The sequence below is a fragment of the Amycolatopsis regifaucium genome, from assembly GCF_001613935.1.
GTDB lineage: Bacteria > Actinomycetota > Actinomycetes > Mycobacteriales > Pseudonocardiaceae > Amycolatopsis > Amycolatopsis regifaucium.
Map to the genome: position 1 here is coordinate 80113 of NZ_LQCI01000018.1, position 20362 is coordinate 100474.

The 20362-nt window shown below is 68.5% G+C and carries 16 protein-coding genes; 7 read left to right on the top strand and 9 right to left on the bottom strand.

The genetic code is table 11. The features are described from left to right. Positions 1 to 31: 31 nt before the first annotated feature. The 7 genes from AVL48_RS19990 to AVL48_RS20020 all read right to left on the bottom strand — a co-directional run bounded on the left by AVL48_RS19990 (position 32) and on the right by AVL48_RS20020 (position 6667). A complete protein-coding gene (locus tag AVL48_RS19990; protein ID WP_026466899.1) occupies positions 32 to 637 on the bottom strand; it encodes a GTP-binding protein in 606 nt (201 codons plus the stop codon). Beyond that, positions 618 to 989 (bottom strand): DUF742 domain-containing protein, encoded by a 372-nt coding sequence (locus AVL48_RS19995; RefSeq protein ID WP_061982202.1) that lies wholly within the window; start codon positions 987 to 989, stop codon positions 618 to 620. The genes AVL48_RS19990 and AVL48_RS19995 overlap by 20 nt, the downstream gene beginning before the upstream one ends. Beyond that, entirely contained in the window at positions 986 to 1396 is a 411-nt protein-coding gene (locus AVL48_RS20000) for a roadblock/LC7 domain-containing protein (protein ID WP_061982203.1), read from the bottom strand. The genes AVL48_RS19995 and AVL48_RS20000 overlap by 4 nt, the downstream gene beginning before the upstream one ends. Continuing rightward, complete coding sequence (locus AVL48_RS20005) at positions 1397 to 3919, bottom strand: sensor histidine kinase (RefSeq protein WP_061982204.1); 2523 nt, start codon at positions 3917 to 3919, stop codon at positions 1397 to 1399. It abuts the gene before it with no gap. Positions 3920 to 4291: 372 nt separating this feature from the next. Then, positions 4292 to 4642 carry a hypothetical protein gene (locus AVL48_RS20010; protein WP_061982205.1) on the bottom strand — a complete coding sequence of 117 codons (351 nt, stop codon included), beginning with the start codon at positions 4640 to 4642 and terminating at the stop codon, positions 4292 to 4294. A 176-nt stretch (positions 4643 to 4818) separates the two neighbouring features. After that, positions 4819 to 6036, bottom strand: coding sequence for a kynureninase (locus tag AVL48_RS20015; RefSeq protein ID WP_061982387.1), 1218 nt, complete (start codon positions 6034 to 6036; stop codon positions 4819 to 4821). Then, positions 6020 to 6667 carry a TenA family protein gene (locus AVL48_RS20020; protein ID WP_061982206.1) on the bottom strand — a complete coding sequence of 216 codons (648 nt, stop codon included), beginning with the start codon at positions 6665 to 6667 and terminating at the stop codon, positions 6020 to 6022. Before AVL48_RS20020 ends, AVL48_RS20015 begins: the two co-directional genes overlap by 17 nt. 149 nt (positions 6668 to 6816) lie before the next feature. On the opposite strand from AVL48_RS20020, the gene AVL48_RS20025 reads away from it, so the two are divergent. Together AVL48_RS20025 and AVL48_RS20030 are read left to right on the top strand one after the other, a co-directional pair. Then, on the top strand, positions 6817 to 8679 hold the full coding sequence (locus AVL48_RS20025) for an AMP-dependent synthetase/ligase (protein ID WP_061982207.1): 1863 nt from the start codon (positions 6817 to 6819) through the stop codon (positions 8677 to 8679). Between the two features lie 320 nt (positions 8680 to 8999). Beyond that, the gene (locus tag AVL48_RS20030) at positions 9000 to 9656 is read left to right on the top strand and encodes a maleylpyruvate isomerase N-terminal domain-containing protein (RefSeq protein WP_061982208.1); all 657 of its coding nucleotides are present in this window, start codon (positions 9000 to 9002) and stop codon (positions 9654 to 9656) included. Between the two features lie 5 nt (positions 9657 to 9661). Here the strand turns inward: AVL48_RS20030 and AVL48_RS20035 are convergent, their stop codons facing one another. After that, positions 9662 to 10555, bottom strand: coding sequence for an SDR family NAD(P)-dependent oxidoreductase (locus AVL48_RS20035; protein ID WP_061982209.1), 894 nt, complete (start codon positions 10553 to 10555; stop codon positions 9662 to 9664). Positions 10556 to 10928: 373 nt separating this feature from the next. On the opposite strand from AVL48_RS20035, the gene AVL48_RS20040 reads away from it, so the two are divergent. The 5 genes from AVL48_RS20040 to AVL48_RS20060 all read left to right on the top strand — a co-directional run bounded on the left by AVL48_RS20040 (position 10929) and on the right by AVL48_RS20060 (position 18785). After that, positions 10929 to 12143 carry an MFS transporter gene (locus tag AVL48_RS20040; protein WP_143104728.1) on the top strand — a complete coding sequence of 405 codons (1215 nt, stop codon included), beginning with the start codon at positions 10929 to 10931 and terminating at the stop codon, positions 12141 to 12143. Between the two features lie 470 nt (positions 12144 to 12613). Continuing rightward, complete coding sequence (locus AVL48_RS20045; RefSeq protein WP_061982210.1) at positions 12614 to 14068, top strand: GGDEF domain-containing protein; 1455 nt, start codon at positions 12614 to 12616, stop codon at positions 14066 to 14068. 97 nt (positions 14069 to 14165) lie between these two features. Continuing rightward, a complete protein-coding gene (locus AVL48_RS20050) occupies positions 14166 to 16331 on the top strand; it encodes a phospholipase A2 (protein WP_061982211.1) in 2166 nt (721 codons plus the stop codon). Positions 16332 to 16503: 172 nt separating this feature from the next. Continuing rightward, on the top strand, positions 16504 to 18132 hold the full coding sequence (locus tag AVL48_RS20055; RefSeq protein ID WP_061982212.1) for an LCP family protein: 1629 nt from the start codon (positions 16504 to 16506) through the stop codon (positions 18130 to 18132). Positions 18133 to 18314: 182 nt separating this feature from the next. Then, on the top strand, positions 18315 to 18785 hold the full coding sequence (locus AVL48_RS20060) for a helix-turn-helix transcriptional regulator (protein ID WP_061982213.1): 471 nt from the start codon (positions 18315 to 18317) through the stop codon (positions 18783 to 18785). Between the two features lie 71 nt (positions 18786 to 18856). Here AVL48_RS20060 and AVL48_RS20065 read toward each other — a convergent pair whose 3' ends face one another. Next, positions 18857 to 20317 (bottom strand): flavin-containing monooxygenase, encoded by a 1461-nt coding sequence (locus AVL48_RS20065; RefSeq protein ID WP_061982214.1) that lies wholly within the window; start codon positions 20315 to 20317, stop codon positions 18857 to 18859. Between the last annotated feature and the right edge of the window lie 45 nt (positions 20318 to 20362).

Sequence of the window (20362 nt, forward strand, 5' to 3'; positions counted from 1 at the left end):
TCATAGCGCGCGAGACGCGAGACGTGAGGCGTCAGCGACCCTGTGGCAACCCGGCCGCCAAGTCGGAAAGCGCCAGAACGTGCTCCATCAGCACCGTCAGTACCTGCTTCGTCGACTCGCGTTCCCGCGCGTCACACAGCAGCAGCGGGACGTCCATGCCGACGTCGAGCGCCTGCCGGACCTCCTCGGTGCCGTAGCGGTACGCGTTGTCGAAGCAGTTGACGGCGACGACGAAAGGCAGTCCCCGACGCTCGAAGAAGTCGACAGCCGCGAAGCAACTGTCAAGTCGTCGCGTGTCGGCCAGCACGACGGCGCCGAGCGCGCCTTCGGCCAGTTCGTCCCACATGAACCAGAACCGGTCCTGCCCCGGCGTGCCGAACAGGTAGAGGATCAGCTCGGGGTTGATGGTGATCCGGCCGAAGTCGAGGGCGACCGTGGTGGTCGTCTTCTTCTCGACACCGGTGAGGTCGTCGACGCCCTCGGACGCCGCGGTGATGACCTCCTCGGTGCGCAGCGGGGGAACCTCGCTGACCGAACCGACCATCGTGGTCTTACCGACCCCGAACCCGCCGGCGATGAGGACCTTGACCGCGTTCGCGGTCAAGGATCGCCGGGGCTCAGAGTTTCCGGATGCCATCAAGAACCGCCTGGAGTACGTGTTTGTTGGGGGTGTCGGTGACCGGTGTCGCGGTGCGGAACAGCACGAGGTTCTGTTCGATGAGATCGCTCAGCAGCACCTTCACCACCGGCAACGGCAGATCTATGCGCGCGGCGACCTCCGCGACCGAGGTCGGTCTCTGGCACAGGGTGAGGATCCGCCCGTACTCCGGCTCGAAGCCGGCGACCTCGTGCGCACTGCGCATGGCGACCACCAGGGTGATCAGGTCGAGGCCGATCGTGTCCGAGCGGGTGCGCCCGCCCGTGACGGCGTACGACCGGACCAGCGGCCCGGCCTCGTCCTCGAACCACGACTCGTGCCGCCCGCTCATGGCGACGTGGGTGTCGCGGCGCGGGGCGCCGAAGTGAGCACCGCGCCGACCCGTTTGACCATCAGATTCATCTCATAGGCCACGAGGCCCATGTCCGCGTCCTCCGTGGCCAGCAGCGCGAGGCACGCGCCGCGACCGGCCGCGGTGACGAAGAGGAACGCGTGGTCCATCTCCACCATGGTCTGGCGGACGTTGCCGCCGCCGAAGTGCCGTCCCGTGCCCCGCGCGAGGCTCTGGAACGCCGACGCGACCGCGGACAGGTGCTCGCCGTCCTGCTCCGACAGGTTGCCGGACCGTCCGATGAGCAGGCCGTCCGAGGAGAGGACTACCGCCCTGTCGGCACCGCTGACCCGCTTGACCAGGTCATCCAGCAACCAGTCGAGTTCACTGACTCCCGCGTTGGCCATCTAGTCACGATCTCCGTACATGTCGAGGTCGGTGTAGTCGTCGGTGGGTTCGGTGTCCCTGGCCCGCCGGGTTCCCTGCTGGAACGCGGCGAGACGGTTCCTGGCCAGCTCGGGGGTGTCCTCGCGGACCTCCTCCTGCTGTGCGGCAGGCCGGTCCTCCATCAGCTGGGGGACCAGGTTCGTCTGACGTCGGCGCTGCGGCAGCGGTGGCCTGCCGGGCGCCTCGGGGCCGGGTCGCCGGGTCTGCGGCGGACGGCCGTCCTGCGGTCGGGATTCGGCGGGCGGCCAGGCAGGCGGCTGCACCGGCTGCGGCCGTGCCTCGGCACGCGCGGGCTCGGGCCGGATCGGCTCGGGGCGCGGTGTCTCGGGCCGGGGTACCCGCGGCATGCGCGGGGGAAGCGGCGGCAGCGCGGCACCCGGCGAGTCGGGTCCCGGGGGCTGATGCGCGGGCGACTGCGAGACCGGGGCCGGCGGCGCGACCGGCATCGGCACCGGGAGCTCCGGCCGTTCCGCGGGGAGTTCGGTGCGGTGCCGGGCACGACGGCCCGGGCGCAGCGGTGCGGAGTCCGGCACCTCGGTGCTCTCGGGGTCCACCTCGTCCTCCGGCTGATCAGACGGGACCGGCGCGAGCAGGTCGGTGCGGACGAGCACGATGGCCCTGGTGCCGCCGTACGCGGATTCGCGCAGGTGCACGGAGATCCCGTGGCGGGCGGCGAGCCGCGCGACCACGAACAGGCCCAGCCGTGGCTCGGCTGACAGGGCCATGATGCCGAAGTCCGGCGGATCGGCCAACATCGCGTTCAGCTCGGCGGCCTGTTCGGGCTCGATGCCGAGACCCTGGTCCTCGACCTCGATCACGACACCCTTGCCGACGACGTTGCCGCGCAGCTCGACCCGCGACTGCGGGGGCGAGAACGAGGTCGCGTTGTCGATCAGCTCCGCGAGCAGGTGCACGAGGTCGCCGACGACCGGGCCCTGCACCGCGATCGCGGGCATCTTCGCCGTCTTGACCCTGGCGAAGTCCTCGGTCTCCGCCGAGGCGCCACGGGTCAGCTCGGCGAGGGTGACCGGCTTGCGCCACTGACGGCCGGGCTGACCGCCACCGAGAATGATCAGGTTCTCCGCGTTGCGGCGGGCGCGGGTGGAGAGGTGGTCCAGCTGGAACAGCGTTTCCAGCTGCTCCGGGTCCTCCTGCTTGCGCTCGGCCTGGTCGAGCACCTTGAGCTGACGGTGCACGATGACCTGGCTGCGGTGCGCGATGTTGAGGAACACCGCCTTGGTGCCCTCACGGGTCCTCGCCTCTTCGACGGCGGCCGCGATGGCGGTCTGCTGCGCCTTGTTGAACGCCTCGGCGACCTGGCCGATCTCGTCGTCGCCGTGGTCGAGGAAGTGACCCTTGTCGTCGAGGTCGACGGGTTCGCCCGCCCGCACCCGGTCCACCAGTTCCGGCAGCCGGATCTCGGCGACGTCGAGGGTGTCCTCGCGCAGCCGGGCCAGCCTGCCGATGAGCCGGTTGGACAGCCGCAGCGCGACGAAGAACACGCCGATGGCCACCAGCAGCGCGATGGCCGCGGCGATGGCCGAGGTGATCAGCGTCCGGTCGGCCTCGTCGATGGCTTCCGTCGTGGCCGCGCCACTCTGTTCGACGAAGCCGCGCATCATCGCGTCACCGACGCCGCGGGCGGACTGCAGCCAAAGCTGCTCGGGCACCGGGAGCGTGGCCTTGCTGTTCTGCAGGAACGTGTTCTCGACCGTGGTGACGGCCTTCCACGGGTCGCTCGCGACGAGCTGGTCGAACTTCGCCTTCACGCCCGGGGACATCCGTGTCACGGACGACTCGAGCAGTGACCGGTACGAACCGACCTGGGTGACGTACGCGCGGTAGGTCTCGTCGGTGAAGCCGCCACCCGCCACGGCCGCGGCGGCGAGGGAGTTCGACCGCTGCAACTGGTCGATCGCGGTGAACAGCGGCACCGCGGTGATCCGCTGGTAGGCGTTCTCCGCGTTCGGCGCGTCCTGGGCGAAACCGGTGAGACCTTCGACGAACTGGTCGAGGATCTGGTTGTAGTAGGTGAAGGCGTCGAGAAGCGGCAACTGACCGGAGTCTGCCGACTGCCGGATCTGCGGCATCTTCTGGAAGAGTCCGTTCACCGTGGCGATGTTGCGCTGCACGCTGTCGGGCGAGTTGCCGACCAAGGTCTGGAGATAGCTGACGACGCCCTGGGTGGCGACGTCGGTCTTGGCGCGCTGCTCCACGAGCGCTGCGTGCTGTGAACGGTCGCCCGCGAGCTCGCGCAGCGTCAGCCGGCGCTCCTCCTGGATCTGACCGAAGAACGGGACCGTGGGCGCTTCCGCGGCCCGGATCCGCTGCGCGTAGTCACGTCCGTCGACCGCGTCGAAGATCAGATAGCCGCCGATAGCGAGACCGACGAGCATCAGCGCGACACTCGGAATGAGCGCGATCGTCAGAACGCGCGAACGAATCGATGAGCCGCGGCCTCGTCGAAGGGGAATTTGCTTCACCGTGGTCCGTTTTCCTTCCGGCAGTTTGGTGTCGGGTCGCCGGGGATCTCTTCACCCGCGGGATCCGATAGCCGGATCAACACAGCGTGGTCCGCTCCGCCCGCGAAGACGCTAGGAGACCCAAACGGGTGAGTCAAGTCCAGACGCGAAGAGTAGTCGCGTTACTGCGGTGACTCCCTGACCAGAGGGTTGCGAACCTGGTGAGTCCACCACGCGGACCAGGGCACCTGCCATGTGACTCACCAGTAGGTCACCTGGCGGTTTACCGCAGGCAGCGGCTTGATGGACCCTCTCCGGCTCCGATCATGTCACAGTGCGTCGCGCTCGCTTCACCGTGAAAAATCCGTGGAAAAACACTGGCCGTGACGTCGCTCACGCTTTCGGACCAGTGCTCCACATACCGTTTGGTTTGCGAACGACATCCCCGCGGAGGAACGCCGTCGTAACGCCCCTCGCGCCGCGAAATGGAGAATTACGGACACTTATCGCCGCCGATTCGGCGAAATGATCTTCGTCGGTGTCGCCGAGCTCGTCATCGAGGAGGGCGTCGACCTTCCCGGAGGAGTCCCGGAGCATCCGGACGCCCGCCCAGCACAGGGTCGCCACCCCGCAGATCAGGATCACGACGAGCACCGTCTCGACCGGATATCGGGAGCCGAATTCGCTGAGCAGGAAACCGGAGGCGACACCGGCGACGGCGACGGTGATATAGGTGAACGACACGATCCCCTCCTTCTCCAGGCGCCGGGCCCGCGCCTCGCCATCAAGACGCGTGACGCGGGTTTCCCTTACGCCACAGGGGGAAGGATCTGCGTCACACGCGCGGCGAGCGAATACAGAGATTAACAGCGAATTCGCGAAAGATCGTCCGTTCTCCCCCGAGGGGGCGAGGTGATCACCTATTTGCCATCGATTCCCGAATGAAATTCATTGTTTCGGCTCCGGAGCTCTTGAAGCGTGGTGACGGCGCGGAGCACCTCGCCGTAGGTGGTGTAGAGCGGCGCCAGCCCGAACCGCAGCACGTTGGGCGGGCGGAAGTCCCCGATCACCCCGCGCTCGATCAAGGCCGCCATGGTCTTGGCCGCGTCGTCGTCGACGACCGAGATCTGGTGCCCGCGATCGTTCCCGCGCGGGGTCAGGATCCGCGCGCCGTCGAGGAGTTCGTCCGCGCACCGGAAGAAGAACTCGCCGAGCGCGAGGCCCTTCTCCCGCAGCAGAGCGCGATCCACGCCGTCCCAGACGTCGAGGGCCGCGTCCAGCGCGAGCAGCGAAAGGATGTCGGGAGTGCCTGAGCGGCCACGCTCGATCCCGGCGTGCGCCTCGTACGCGCCGCGCATCGCGAACGGGTCGCGATCCCCCGCCCAGCCCGCCAGCGGCTGCTCGAACCGGTCCAGCCACTTCGTTGCCACGTAGAGGAAAGCGGGCGCGCCCGGTCCACCGTTGAGGAATTTGTAGGTACAGCCGACGGCGAGGTCGACACCGGCCGCGTCCAGTTCGACCGGGAGCGCGCCGACGCTGTGGCAGAGGTCCCAGAGCGCCAGCGCCCCGGCGCGGTGCAGCGCTTCGGTCAGCGCGGGCAGGTCGTGGGCGCGTCCGGTGACATAGTCGACATGATTGAGCAACGCGACGGCCGTCCGTTCGCTCACCTCGCCCGGCATGTCCTCGGCGACGACCCGGCGTACCGTCCGGCCCGTCAGCCCGGCGACCTCGTCGGCGATGTAGCCGTCGGTCGGGAAGGTGTCCGCGTCGACGAGGATCTCGTCGCGGCCGGGCTTGAGCCGGGTCGCGGCGACCAGCGCCTTGAACAGGTTCACGCTCGTCGAATCCGCCACGACGACCTGCCCCGGCGCGGCCCCCACGAGCGGCGCGATCCGCTCGCCGACCCGCGCCGGCGCCTCCCACCAGCCCTCCGACCAGGACCGGATGAGCCGTCCGCCCCATTCCTCGCGGACGACCGACGCGACCCGCTCCGCCACCTGCTTGGGCGGCGCGCCCAGCGAGTTCCCGTCGAAGTAGGCGATCTCCTGGTCAAGGTCGAACGAGTTCCGTTTATGCGCCAAGGGGTCGGCCGCGTCCAGCGCCGCGGCCTCGGCTACGAGGTCAGTCACGGCGGTAATCGTCGGCGAGGGTGTTCCAGAAGTCCAGCTCGTATGCCTGGAACAGTCGCGCGTGCGTACGAGCGTCCTTTTCGGACAGTCGCCCGGCGTCGAGCGCGGCCTGCACGGCCTTGACGGCCAGCTCCTCCAGCTCCGGCGACGGAGCGCCGAAGAAGTCGAAGAAGGCGCACGCCTCGTCGTCGAAGCCGTACCGCTCGCGCATCGCGGCGGCGATCGCGGCGCAGTACCGGCCGAAGGCGGCGAAGTTGGCCACGATCGCCACGATGACGTCCGCCGGTTCGCCGTTGAGCGCCAACCAGGCGACGAACGCCGGATACGCCTGGCATCCCGCGCGCGGCTCGAAATCGGGCGACTCCCCGGCGAGGGCGGGCAGCTTGCCGAGCGCGAGCCCTTCACCCGAGGCCAGCGTCGCGAAAAACTCCTGTGCGCCCTGCTCCTGCGAGCGCGACGCGAGCATGAGGAAGCTGCGCCGATCACTGCGGACGATCCGGTACTCCTCCGCGGCGATCGCGGCGAAGACCTCCCGCGCCGCCTCGCCCTCCGCCACCAGCGGGACGAGCCGGTTGCCGTCGTCGTGTGGCGCGAGTTCCGCCTGCACCGCGTCGATCAACTCACGTGCCGAACCGGTCATCGTCGAGAGTCCTCCTTGTGCGGAACTGACTCGGTGAAAACGGAAAAGGTGGACATTTCGCAGACGGCGACCGTGGCCGCGATTCTCTATCCAGCACCGCCGGCAGCCCTTACAGTGTGCCTGATCAGGCAGCATCGAGGAGGCCAGCGTTGACCACCCAGCCGACCGTCGCCGAGCAGATCGAAGGCCAGACCATCCCCGCCCTGCTTCACCGCAACGCCGAAGAATTCGGTGAACTGCCGGCGGTCACGTCACTCGACATCGAGGGCAAGCCGACCCTGAACTGGCGTGACTTCCGCACCGCCATCGCCGAGGTGTCACGCGGCCTCGCCGGGCTCGGGCTCGGCACCCGCGACCGGATGCTGATCATGGCGCCGAGCAGTCCCGAACACCTGATCGCCGACCTCGCCGCGGCCCATCTCGGCGCGATCCCTTGCACCGCCTACGCGACGCTCAGCCCGGAGCAGATCGGGTTCGTCGCCCGGCACAGCGCCGCCGGTGTCGTCGTGCTCGCCGGCGCCGACGAACTCGGCCGCTGGTCTCAGGTCCTCGACGACCTGCCCGCGTTGCGGCACATCGTCGTACTCGACGCGTCCGTGGTCCCCCAGGACGACAAGAGGTTCCTGTCCTTCGCCGACCTGCGCGCGGCCGGTGCCGAACAGCACGCGGCCGATCCCTCGGCATTCGAGACGACGTGGTCCGCGATCGCTCCGGACGATCCGCTGTCGATGATCTACACCTCCGGCACCACGGGCGATCCCAAGGGTGTCGTGCTGTCCCACCGCAACGCCATCCACCAGGCCGTCGCGGTCCAGCGACTGCACGATTCGCCGATGCACGCCACGAACATCGCGTACCTGCCACTCGCGCACATCGCCGAACGCGAACTGTCGATCTACATGCCGATCGTGTGGGCCGGGCACGTGCACACCGTCGGCGACCCGAGCGGCGTCGTCGGCGCACTGGGCCAAGTGCACCCGGAAAGCTTCTTCGGCGTCCCGCGGGTGTGGGAAAAAATGGTGGCGGGACTGAAGAACCTGCTCGGCTCGGTGCCCGAGGACAAGCGCGCCGCGCTGCTCGGCGCCAACGAACTGTTGCAGCAGGGCTACAAACTGCGCAGTGACGGCAAGGAAGTGCCGCCGGAACTGGCGGAGAAGATCGCGCGGACCGACGCCGCCGCGCTCGCCCCGGTGCGGGCCATGCTCGGCCTGGACCAGATCGAAGTCGCCTCCAGCGGTGCCGCCGCGCTGCCGGTGGAGATCCTGTACTTCATCGCCGGGCTCGGCGTCGAGATCCAGGAGGTCTGGGGACTGTCCGAGACCACCGGTGCGGTCACCTCCAACACGCACTCGGCGTTCAAGGCGGGTTCGGTGGGCCGTCCGCTGGAAGGCATCGAAGTGAAGGTCGCCGAGGACGGCGAACTCCTCGTCCGCGGCCCGATCGTGTTCCTCGGCTACCTGCAGGAAGACGGCTCGATCAAACCGGACGTCGACGCCGACGGCTGGCTCGCCACCGGCGACATCGGCACGATCGACGAACGCGGCTTCGTCACGATCACCGACCGCAAGAAGGAACTGATCATCACCTCGAGCGGCAAGAACATCGCCCCGACGAAGATCGAGGGCCTGCTCAAGGAACACCCGCTGATCGGACAGGCCGTCGCGATCGGCGACGACCGGCCCTACGTCACCGCGCTGATCGTCGTCGACGACGAGATCGCACCGGGCTGGGCGACCGCGAACGGCATCGAGCTCACCGAAGGCGAATCGCTCGCCGACAACGCGCAGGTGCTCGCGGAGATCGAGAAGGCCGTCGAGTCGGCGAACTCGCGGCTGGCGCGGATCGAGCAGATCAAGCGCTACCACGTCATCCCGAAGGCGTGGACGCCGGAAAGCGGCGAGGTGACGCCGACGCTGAAGCTGAAGCGGCGGATCATCAACGACCGGTACGCGCCCGCGATCGCCGATCTCTACGCGGCCGCTCCGGAACCCGCTCCCGCCGCCGGCTCCTGAGGCCCGCCGACGCCACGGACAGTCGGGCGTCGGTCCCGGTGATCGTGAGTGGAGATGAAGGTTAGAGCGAAGCCTTGGCCTGCGTCTTTGCCGGCGTGAAGTACATGATGGCCCCCTTCCTTGCGCCTAGCGCAAGGAAGGGGGCCATCATGTACTGAGAAGGTGCGAAGGTCGAGTGTCCCTTGTGGACGGTCAAGACCGCATCAGAACGTCCGGTGCCCCGTCGCACTCGCTCACCGAAGCACCTGAAAGAGGCCCTTCGCGCGGTTCAGTCCCGAAAAGGGTCGCCACCCACGGCGCCGCGCTGCTAACTTGCCGCCGTGGATCTCTTCTCCCGCTCTTGGGCGGCACTCCTCGCCGCCGTCGCCGAAACCCCCGACGAAGACTTCGCCAAACCGTCCGGCTGCGCCGGGTGGCTGGTCCAGGACCTGGTGTGTCACCTGGTGATCGACGCCCAGGACGTCCTGATCACCCTCGCCACCCCCGCCGAAACCGAGCCGACGCGCAACGCCGTCACCTACTGGGAGCTCTCCGACAAACCGCCGACCGGCGAAGACGACCTCGACGCGCTGATCGTCCGGCTCGCGGCCGCCTACCAGGAGCCCCGGCTGCTCAAGTTCCACCTCGACGACGTCGGTTCCGCCGCCGGCCGGGCCGCCGACCTCGCCGACCCCGGGATGCGGGTCGCCACCCGGGACATCGTCCTGTCCGCGGGCGACTTCCTCTCCGCGTACGTCCTCGAGTGGACGCTGCACCACCTGGACCTCGTCGCGCACCTGCCGCACATCAAGGGTCCTGCCGACGACAGCCTCGCCAAGACGCGGCAGATCCTGGAGCAGCGGACCGGGGAGAGGTTCCCCGAGTCGTTCTCCGACACGGACGCGCTGCTGATCGGCACCGGGCGTCGTGAGCCGAGCGACGCGGAGAAGGCGAAACTCGGCGACCTGGCCGCGAAGCTGCCGTTCGTCGTCGGCTGAGGCGGCTAAGCGGTCCGGGTCGACTCCGTCCACTTGCGCAACCGGGGCGGGACACGCTTTTCGAGGCCGTAGTTCTCCAAGTGCGCGCTGAAGACCTCGTCGAAGGCGCGCTGCACGGTCTCGGTGTCCCACACCGGGCGCTCCAGGATGGGTTCCTTCAGGTACGGCTGCCCCATCACGTGCAGTTGCGGCCCGTTGCAGCGGATCATCTGCCCGGTGATCCCGTCGGACCCGGCGCCGAGCAGGAACAGCACCACCGGTGCGATCCGTGACGGCGTCCGGTCCGGCGGGCACGCCCGCAGTGATCGTTCGGACTTCCACACCATCCGGGTGTGCGCCAGCGGGCAGACCGCGTTCACGCGGATCCCGCTTTCCTCCAGGTCGAGTGCCCAGGAGTAGGTGAGCGAGGCGACGGCGCCCTTGCTGGCGGCGTACACGCCGAGTTTGCGCTGGCCGAGCGACGCACCGGACGAGATGTTGACGATGGAGCCCGGCGTGCCGCGCGCGACCATCGCCTTGATCGCGGCGAGGCCGGTGTACACGACGCCGAGGACGTTCACCTCGACCAGTTCACGGGCCTGCTCGACGTCGTCCTCCCACGGAAGCGCCTCGTAGTTCAGGCCGGCGTTGTTGACCAGCCCGTCGATGGCGCCGAACTCGGCGAGGCAGAGGTCGACGATCTCCTGTGCCTGCTTCGGATCCGCGACGCTGTGTCCGCTGGCGACCGCCCGGCCGCCGAACCGGCGGATGTTCTCCGCCGTCCGCTCGGCCAGCGCGGCGTCGACGTCGTTGACCACGACGGCTCCGCCCGCCCTCGCCACGTGCACCGCGAACGCCTCGCCGAGGCCCCGCCCCGCCCCGGTCACGACGACGGCCTTGTCGTCGAGCAAACCGTTCATGGCCCTCACCCCTTTAGTACCCGCCCGGCCTGCGCCTCCCGGCCGGTCTCCCCTCAGTGTTGGCCCATTCAGCCCAACCGGAACGCGGGCGGCGGCGAGCGGCGCCCGGGTTGCGCCGAGCGAGTGCCGGGTGATCGGCGCACAGATACCCGCGCACGAGTCGGGTCGCCGTCACTCGCCCATCGGACGGCGTAGCCCGATCGGCCCAACGGGGTAAGGATTCACTGGTCTTCTGTTCGTCTCCCTGTAGCCGGAGGCATACTGAATGTTGTCCGGCCGGCCCTCCACTGTGACTCCCTCGTCCGCCACGTAACAGGGCAGGCAAGAATGCGAGGGAGTTGAGTTCACCCGATCGGGGGGAGGTGGTCACGTAGTGGGGACGAACGCGGCGCCGCGGATGACCGCCGCCCTGGCGAACCGCGAGTTCCGCGCACTCTGGCTCGCCGAGGTGCAGTCCCTGATCGGGGATCAGCTCACCATCGTCGCGCTGGCGATCCTCGTCTACGATCGCACCGGCTCGGCGCTGCTCTCCGCGGTGGTCTACTCCCTGACCTTCCTGCCCGCGCTGGCGGGCGGTCTCGGCCTCTCCCAGCTGGCCGACCGCTACCCGAGGCGCACCGTTCTGGTCTTCTCCTCGCTGATCCAGGCGGTCCTGATCGCCATCATGGCGATTCCCGGCACCCCGCTCGCCCTGTTGTGCGGGCTGGTGGTGCTGGCGCGGCTCGCGAACGCGCCAGGCAACGCGGCACAGAACGCGTTGACGCGCGAGGTGTTCACCGACGACGACCTCTATCTCAAGAGCCAGGACATCCGCGGTATCTCGACCAACACCGCCATGCTGCTCGGTCTGGCGGGCGGCGGGCTGCTGGTGTCGCAGGTCGGGGCGAGCTGGGCACTCGCGCTGGACGCGGCGACGTTCCTGCTGAGCGCGGCCGTCGTCCGGTTCTCCGTATCCCGGCGGGCGGCCGCGTCCGACGGCACCGGAAGCTGGTTCGGCGCGGTGAAGCAGGTCTTCGGCAACCGTCACCTGCGGGTACTGGTCTGGTTCTCGTGGCTGGTCGGCCTCGCCGTCATCCCCGAAGGATTGGCCGCACCGCTCGCCGCGGAGATGGGCGTGGGGAAACAAGCCGTCGGCTGGCTGCTGGCCGCCGATCCGCTGGGCTTCGTCGTCGGCGCGTTCCTGCTGTCGCGGTTCGTCTCCGCGGAACATCGGCGGAAGCTGCTCGGCGTGCTGGCGGCACTGCCGATGGTCGCCCTGATCGCCTTCGCGCTCAAACCGGGGCTGATCCCGGCGTTGCTGCTGCTGGCGGCGGCGGGTGCGGCTGGGGCGTACCTGATCACGGTGAGCGCCACGTTCATCACCTGGGTCCCGAACGAGCTTCGGGGCGGTGCGGGCGGGGTGTACCGCACGGGGTTGCGGGTGGCTCAGGGCGTAGGGGCGGGACTCGGCGGGCTCGCCGCCGATCGGCTCGGGGCCGCGACCTCGGCCATCGCACTGGCCGGCGTGGTCGGCCTGTTGCTGGCGGTCCTGGTCGCGGTCAGCTGGGGGCACATCAACGGAACCAGCCCGGAACCGCTGTTGTCATGAGGAATCCACACTGGACGACCCCTGGGGCGGCACGGCCGCCCGGCGGGTTCGTACTCGAAAATCTCGACGGGACACTGCTGGGGCACCTCGGTCTGAAACAATCATCCGACCTGAAACGGCTCTGGATCAGAAGTCACGGCTCGACACGGTCACTCACCTCCGGCACACCTCGCTGGGAACTAATACCTTGTCCGGGCTCAGAAGTCACGGCTCGACACTATCGGTCACCCCTTCCACACCGCGTCTCGAAAAACATTCAGCAAGCAAGATCAGAAATCACGGGACACGATTGCCACCTCCAGTCCGTGTTCGCGGGCAAGGCGAGTCAGTGGCACACGGCTGCCGCCGCCCTTGCCGGTGTCGAACAACTGATGCGATGGGATGATACCGGCCGTGGAATACGAACGGTGTATCAGTCGGTACCGGTGAGATTACTCAGCCGTGCCGTCCGCGCGGAAAAGAGGTAGCAATTGCCAGCCGAGACCGGCGATCGCCGCCAGCACGGCGACGATGCCGGCGACCTTGACGATGCGGCGGCGACAGCCGCCGCCGCGAGCGATGTCCCGGTGACCGAACGGGGGCGGACAAGTCCGGAAGGTGACCAGGCCGAACCGCCGCAACGGCATCCCTACGACCCCAGGGCGTGGGCGCTGTGGCAGCGGCCGAAGCGCTTCATCGCGTTCCTTTTCGCCATGGAGGCGATCGGAATCGCGATCATGTTCGTCGCGACGATGAATTCGACGGCACCGGGAAAAATCGACTTGGTTCGATTCGCGATTCTCGCCGTCGGCGCCACGGCGCATATTCAGCTGACCCAGCGGCAAGAGGAAAGGCGCCGCGATCGCAGCCATACCGTTCTCATCGACCTCACGGCCGTATGGACATTCCCGGCCGCGGTGATCCTGCCGCTTTCGCTGACCCTTTCCATCATCGCGCTCGTCCGGATCCAGCATTGGTTCATCGCCCGGCGGCCGGCGCACAACTTCGTGTTCTCCTCGGTCACCCACGGCGTTTCGGTGACTTTGGCGTCGCTCACCTTCGCCGCGTTCGGCCCGCATGAATGGGGACGGATTTCCGGCTGGGGCACACTCGGCGAATTCGGCGTCCTGATCATCACCGGGATGGTCTTCGAGGCGGTGCAGATCGCCTACATCGGCGGCATCCTCACCCTCGGCTCGCCGAAGCGGCCGTCGGTGTCGACCGTACTGGGCAATGCGGCGGACAACCTGCTGGAGGCCATCACGATCGGCCTCGGCGCGGTCACCGCGGTACTGCTGTTGATCATGCCGCCGATGGTGATCGTGATGGCCGTGGTGACGGTGGTGTTCAATCGCCTCGCCGAGATCGACCAACTGCAAAACGACGCGCGGACGGACCCGAAAACCGGTGTTCTCAACATGCGCGGATGGTCGGAGTCGGCCGAACGGGCACTCGGAAGGACTGCCCGATCGGACGACAACCTGGCCCTTCTGATGATTGATCTCGACCACTTCAAGTGGATTAACGACACATATGGGCATCCCGCGGGCGACGACGTGCTGCGCGATGTGGCGCGGAAATTGGACGAGGTCACCCGGCCCGCCGACGTCATCGGCCGGTTCGGCGGCGAGGAATTCCTTGTCCTTCTCCCGGATATCGACGAAACGGCCGCGAAACTCGCCGCCGAGCGAGTGCGCAGCGCAATCGCCGAACTGCATATAGTGACTACCGACAAACGAGGCAGCCGAGTGACCATCGCCGGTCGTACTACCTCGATCGGGGCGGCACTGTTCCCTCGTCACGGTGATTCCCTGGAGGAACTCCTGCACGCCGCCGACGCCGCCGTCTACGTCGCCAAGGAGAACGGCCGGAACCAGGTGCGGTTCGCCCAGGACGTGGAACGACCCGCTCCTCCCGAAGACCGCGCCACGCATTTAGAGGACTGAACGCGGTCGGTGGGCGCCCGTGCTCAGGGATACCAGAGGGTGAACCCGGGGGTTATCCGGATGTCGGCCCCGATCGGCGGATGGCACCCTGGACGCCATGCCAGCGACAGCCGACGCCGACCTCCCTCCCGCCAGAATCCGGCGGCCATGGTCGACGTCCGGCTGGTTGCTGCTGGTCACGGTCCTGGTTTTCGGCTTCGGCCTGATCGCGTCGCGACCGGCGTCGCCGCCGGACCAAGGGCCACCGACGGGTGACATCCTCGCCGCGCAGAACGCCGTCGACGCGCTGGTGCGCCCGGGCCCGGTCGAAGGCGCCATCGCGAAGCTGCCCGCCGACTTCACCGCGGTCAGCGGCATCACCCCTGGTGTGATGACGGCGCGGGACGGCACCGTGCGCGCCGTCCACACCGACGGCGGCTGCTCGGCACCGTGGGGTGACGACAACACCAAGTGGGACTACGCCGTCCCCTGCAAGGCCCACGACCTCGGTTACGACATCCTCCGCTACGCCGAACGCAAAGGTCACCCGCTCGGCCAGGAGGCGCGGACCGCGCTGGACGACCGGCTCTCGGCCGACATGCACACCGCCTGCGTCATCAACCCGATGGACTCGCGCGGCACCTGCGAGGTCGTCGCCTCCCTCTATACCGCCGGTCTCGTGCTCAATTCCTGGCACCAGCGCTGGGGACCGCCGGTCGGCGGCGACCCGCTCGGCCCGATGATCGTCGGCGTGCTGGTGATCGGCGCGCTGCTGGTGTTCCGCCTTCGCGGCTGGGCCCGGACCCGCCGGACCGCCGTCACGCTCCCCCGCGAGCCGCGGCCGGTGGTCCCGATCGGCCGATGGGCGTTGCTCGGTGTCGCCGGGGTCGTGCTGATGCTGCTCGGTGAGTCCGCCGTCGCGCTCGTGCATTGGGCCGGCGTGCCGGAGCGGTCGTTGTGGCCGTTCACCTGGCTCGCGCAGCTCTGTCCGCTGATCTTCTTCGCGGTGGGACGGATCAACGAAGCCGGCTGGCACTCCATCCGCGCGACCGGCGGCCGCTATTCGCAGTATCTCGCCGACCGCGCGAGTCCATTGCTGCGCCCAGCGCTGATCTTCGCCGTCGTCGCGCTGGTCGTCCCGCTCGCGCTGGAGGTGCTGGGGATCCCGACGGGCACGAACGCCACCGTCATGCGGATCGCGCTGCACCCGCTCTGGCTGCTCGGCGTCTTCCTGCTGACCGTCGTCCTCGCGCCGGCCCTGCTGTGCCTGTACCGCCGGACGCGAACGGCCTCCGTCGCCGCGCTGCTCGCCTTGACCCTGGCGAGCGAGGTCGCGGCGCAGTGGTCGGGCTCGGCCATCCCGCGCTACGCGGAAACGTTGTTCCTCGCGCTGTTCGTCCAGCAGCTCGCGTTCGCCCACGCCGACGGCGTCCGGCCGCCGCGCGGTGTCCTCCTGGCGACGGCGTTCACCGGTGCCGCCGGACTGGGCCTGGCGATCGCCGTCCGCGGTGAAGGGGTGATGCTGCTCGGCGGCCCCGGCGCCCCGGCCGCGCTGTCGGGTGCGCCGTGGGGTGTGCTCCTGCTCGGTCTCGTCCAGCTCGCGCTGCTCGGCCTCCTCGCGCGGCCGCTGGCCAGGCTTGGAAACCGTCCCGCGGTCGCCGCCACCGCGCGCCTCATCCTCCGCGCTCCGATGAGCCTCTACCTCGGCTTCCTGTCCGCGATGCTGCTGCTCGTGGCCGTCGTCTACCTGCCGGCCCCGTTCGTGGACGGCCTCAGCTGGCTGGCCCGGCCGCGGGTCCTGCTCGCGCTCGCCCTGCTGGCCGTCCCCGCCGTGCTGGTCTTCTGGTGGTTCGAGCGCCATTCAGGACCGCGACAGCGGGCGGTCGACGAGCCGGGCCTGCGCGCCGCGGTGTTCTGCCGCGCCGCGGCGACGGTCGGGATGGCGTACGCGATGCTCGGCGTCTTCGGCTTCGCGCTGGCCCGCTTCGGTGGCGCCTCCGCCGACGCCGACCTCCTCGGGCTGCGACTCGGGCCAGTGCAGAGCCTGGTCAACCTGCTGCTCGGGGTGTACCTCCTCCACACCGTGCGCAACGGCACGAGCCGGATGACCGGGACGTGGCTGGTGTGCGCGGTCGCGTGCGCGCCGCCGCTGATGGGGGCTCTCGACGGGACGCAGGTGAGTGCCGCGGCCGTCGCGCTGCCCGTCGCGACGATCGTCGTCGCGATGCTCGCCGCCGCCGCCAGCCTGGTCCCGGCACGCGCCGCCCGCCGCGTTCTCTCCTGACCCAACCGCGAGTCACACAGCGCTGACCAGGCCTTCTCCGTACCATTGAACGCAAACCGGTGGTGCGTGCCACATCTCCGGGGGGATGTGTAATCCTGCGACAACCCTCAACAGGCACCATGCGTCCCTTGAGAAGACCGTCGACCGGTACCGAAAAGAAGGAGCAGACCGCGTGGAGTACCCGCCTCGGAATGGGCATGGGGACCGACGTCCCGCCCGGCCTAGGCAGGACGCGCCCGGACGCGTTCCTCCCCGTCCGGCCCCGCCCCGTGGCTCCCGCCCGGCACCGGCCCGTCAAGCGGCGGGAGCGCCGGCCCGGCGCCCCGATCCCCGGCGCACGCCCCGGCGGTCCTTCCGCGGGCCCAAAATCGCGCTGGGACTCGTCTCGCTGCTGGTGGTGGGCCTGACCGGCTACGCGTGGGCCGCGATGGACGGCCTGACCTTCGCGAACGTCGGCATCGGCTCCGACGAAAGTGACAAGCCCGCCGACGGTGCCCGCGACATCCTGCTGGTCGGCCTTGACAGCCGTACGGACGCGCAGGGCAACCCGCTGTCCAAGGAAGTCCTCGCGCAGCTGCGCGCCGGGGTCGCCGACGGCGAGCTGAACACCGACTCGCTGATCTTCGTGCACATCCCGAACGACGGCTCCAAGGCCGTCGCGATCTCTCTGCCGCGTGACTCCTACGTCGACATCCCCGGCGGCTTCGGCAAGCACAAGATCAATTCCGCCTACGCCCGCGCGATGGTCAGCGAGCGCAGGAAACTGCAGGAAGACGGCGTTTCCGACCCGAAGGAGATCGATCAGAAGGCCAATGAGGCCGGGGCGAAGACGCTGATCAAGACGGTCGAGAAGCTGACCGGCTCGACCATCGACAACTACGCCGCGATCAACCTGCTCGGTTTCAGCGAGATCACCCAGGCCATCGGCGGGGTGGACGTCTGCCTCAACGACGACGTCAACGACCAGTTCTCCGGCGCGAAGTTCACCAAGGGCCCGCACACCATCTCGGGTGTCGAAGCGCTCGGTTTCGTCCGGCAGCGCCACGGTCTCCCGCGCGGCGACCTCGACCGGGTGGTCCGCCAGCAGGTGTTCATGGCCGGGATGGCGCGGAAGGTGCTCTCGGCGGGCACGCTCGCGAACCCCGGCAGGCTCAACGACCTGATCGCGGCCATCAAGAAGTCGGTCGTGCTCAACCAGAACTGGGACATCTTCGGCTTCGCGCAGCAGATGAAGGGGCTTACCGGCGGTCAGCTCGAATTCCGGACGATCCCGATCGTCAACATCGAGTACAAGACCCCCGAGGACGGCGTCGCCATCCAGGTCGACCCGAAACAGGTCAAGGACTTCGTCCAGGACCTCGCCGGCCCGCAGCCCGGCGAGCAGCCGCCGTCACAAACCGAGTCGCCCAACAAGGCGACCACGGTCGACGTCCGCAACTCCACGAGCAAGGACGGACTGGCCGCGACGGTGCTGAAGCAACTCGTCGACAAGGGCTTCACCGCGGGCGACACGGCCACGGCCAGCGCGCGCAAGAAGACGGTGATCTGGGTCGCCAAGGGACAGCAGGAGGCGGGCAAGGCGGTCGCCGCCGAACTCGGGGGCAACCCGACCGTCCAGGAGGACAAGAGCGTCGAAGCCGGACACGTCATGGTCTTCCTCGGCTCGGACTACAAGCCGGCGAGCGGCGCACCGGTCTCCGGTTCCTCACAGAACGTGGCCGGTTCGTCGGCCGCGGCCCCGCCGCCCGAGCAGTCCGACGAGAAGCCGATCACGGCCGAAGGCGTCCCCTGCGTCAACTGAAGCGCCTGTTCGGCCGCTCAGGATTAACCCGGTTGGCGCAAGCCGACAAAATTGCCACGAAAAGCACCCCCGAAACCGCGTAAGAGCGGACCTCCTGCCGACTTTCCTTCACGTGAGTGCGCTCGCCTGGTCAGTCACTCGGGGTGAGCGGTGGAGAAGGTTGGCAAGGCAGGGGATGGGGAGTGCTGATCGACGCTGAGAACTACCAGCGGATACTCGGAGACGAGCTCCGCAAGCTCCGTCGTAAGCGTGGCTGGACACGCAAGGAGCTGAACCAGCGTCTGCAGAGCGAGATCTCGCTCCAGACGCTGGCCACCTACGAGCTGGGCACCCGGCACTGTTCCGTGGTGCGGCTGGTCGAACTGTGCGTCGCGATGGACGAGCTGCCACAGGATCTGCTGGCCAAGGTGCATCGTCGCGTGTTCGTGGACGAACCCGGCCGGGTCCGGATCGACCTGCGCCTGGTGATCAAGGACGACCAGGAAGAACTGCTCCCACTGAGACGGTGGGCGGACGACCGGCTCAACCGGTCGGGCGACGCCGGGAGCGCCGAGGTCCACCTCGACTTTTCGGCACTGGAGCGGATGGCCGAACTGTGCGGCATCTCCACCGTCGATCTCATCGGAAGGCTTCGCCGGCTCAACCCCTCATGAGCGCGGCGCTCCCTGGTCCGTGAAGGCCTTGCCCCCATCCTGGCCCTCACGGACCTCCCCTTTCCGGCGGTTCAACCGAGGAGTTCGTAGTCCTCGCGCCGCACCTTGCGCGTGTCCAGCCAGTACCGCCAGGTGAAGCCGGGCCAGATCGTCCGGTTGACGCCCTTCGCGTCCAGGTACCAGCTCTTGCAGCCGCCCTGGGTCCAGATGCCCTTGGCGAGTTTGCGCTGGATGTCGCCGTTGAACCGCTCCTGCGCCTCCGGCCGCGGGTCGATGGCCTTGCCGCGGGCGAGCCGCAGCGCCTGCGCGACGTAGGAGATCTGCGCTTCGATCATGAACACCACGGAGTTGTGCCCCAGTCCGGTGTTCGGGCCGAGCAGGAAGAACAGGTTCGGGAACCCGGACACGGTGATGCCCTGGTAGGTCCGCATCCCTTCGGTCGCCCACTCCTTGCCGAGGTTGCGCCCGTCCCGGCCGATGATCTCCAGGTCGTCGAAGGCGTCGGTGACGTGGAATCCGGTGCCGTAGATGATCGCGTCGACCTCGTGCTCGACCCCGGCGCCGTCGACGATGCTGTGTTCGCGCACCTCCGTGACACCCTCGGTGACGACGTCGACGTTGTCGCGCGCGAGTGCCGGGTAGTAGTCGTTGGAGACCAGGACCCGCTTGCAGCCCATGGTGTAGTCCGGCGTCAGCTTCCGGCGCAGCTCCGGATCCTTGACGCTCTTGTGGATGTTGTGCTTCGCGATGCGCTGGCCGATCTTCATCACCCACGGATGTCCGTTGAAGCCGATCGCGCGGGCTTCGAGTCCCCAGTAGAGGACGTCGCGGAAGGCGCGCTGCAGCAGCGGTACCGAGCGGAACGCCTTCCGCAGGGCGGACGGCATCTCGCGGTCCGGTTTCGGCATGATCCACGGCGGCGTCCGCTGGAAGAGCGTCAGCTCCTCTACGTCCTCCGCGATCCGCGGGACGAACTGGATCGCGCTCGCGCCGGTGCCGACCACGGCGACCCGCTTGCCGGTCAGGTCGTAGTCATGCTCCCACCGCGCGGAGTGGAACGCGCGGCCCTTGAAGTTCTCGATACCCGGCAGCTTCGGGATCTGGGGCAGGTGCAGCGCGCCGACCCCGGCGACGAGCGCGGGCGCGACGAACTCGTCCCCCGACTTCGACGCGACGTGCCAGCGGTTCTCGTCTGCGTCCCAGCGGGCGCCGGTCATCTCCTGGCCGAAGCGGATGAAGCGGCGGAGCTCGTACTTGTCGGCGACGTCGCGCATGTAGCGCCAGATCTCCGGCTGCGGCGAGTACGCGCGGGACCAGTCGGGGTTCTGCTCGAACGAGAACGAGTACATATGCGAGGGGATGTCGCAGGCGCAGCCGGGGTAGGTGTTGTCCCGCCACGTGCCGCCCACGTCGTCGGCCTTCTCCAGGATGACGAAGTCCTCGCGGCCCTCTTTCCGCAGCTGGATGGCCATGCCCAGACCGGAGAAGCCGGTCCCGACGATGACGACCCCGGTCTCGGTGCGGTTGCCCATGCCCCGACCTCTCGTTCGCATTACCTGTTACCGGAAGTTCACCTT

What these genes read in the sequence shown, in the direction of transcription:
- AVL48_RS19995 (WP_061982202.1), bottom strand. Translation starts at nt 989, where the DNA reads ATGAGCGGGCGGCACGAGTCGTGGTTCGAGGACGAGGCCGGGCCGCTG.
- AVL48_RS20035 (WP_061982209.1), bottom strand. Translation starts at nt 10,555, where the DNA reads ATGAACGGTTTGCTCGACGACAAGGCCGTCGTCGTGACCGGGGCGGGG.
- AVL48_RS20000 (WP_061982203.1), bottom strand. Translation starts at nt 1,396, where the DNA reads ATGGCCAACGCGGGAGTCAGTGAACTCGACTGGTTGCTGGATGACCTG.
- AVL48_RS20065 (WP_061982214.1), bottom strand. Translation starts at nt 20,317, where the DNA reads ATGGGCAACCGCACCGAGACCGGGGTCGTCATCGTCGGGACCGGCTTC.
- AVL48_RS19990 (WP_026466899.1), bottom strand. Translation starts at nt 637, where the DNA reads ATGGCATCCGGAAACTCTGAGCCCCGGCGATCCTTGACCGCGAACGCG.
- AVL48_RS20050 (WP_061982211.1), top strand. Translation starts at nt 14,166, where the DNA reads ATGCCAGCGACAGCCGACGCCGACCTCCCTCCCGCCAGAATCCGGCGG.
- AVL48_RS20020 (WP_061982206.1), bottom strand. Translation starts at nt 6,667, where the DNA reads ATGACCGGTTCGGCACGTGAGTTGATCGACGCGGTGCAGGCGGAACTC.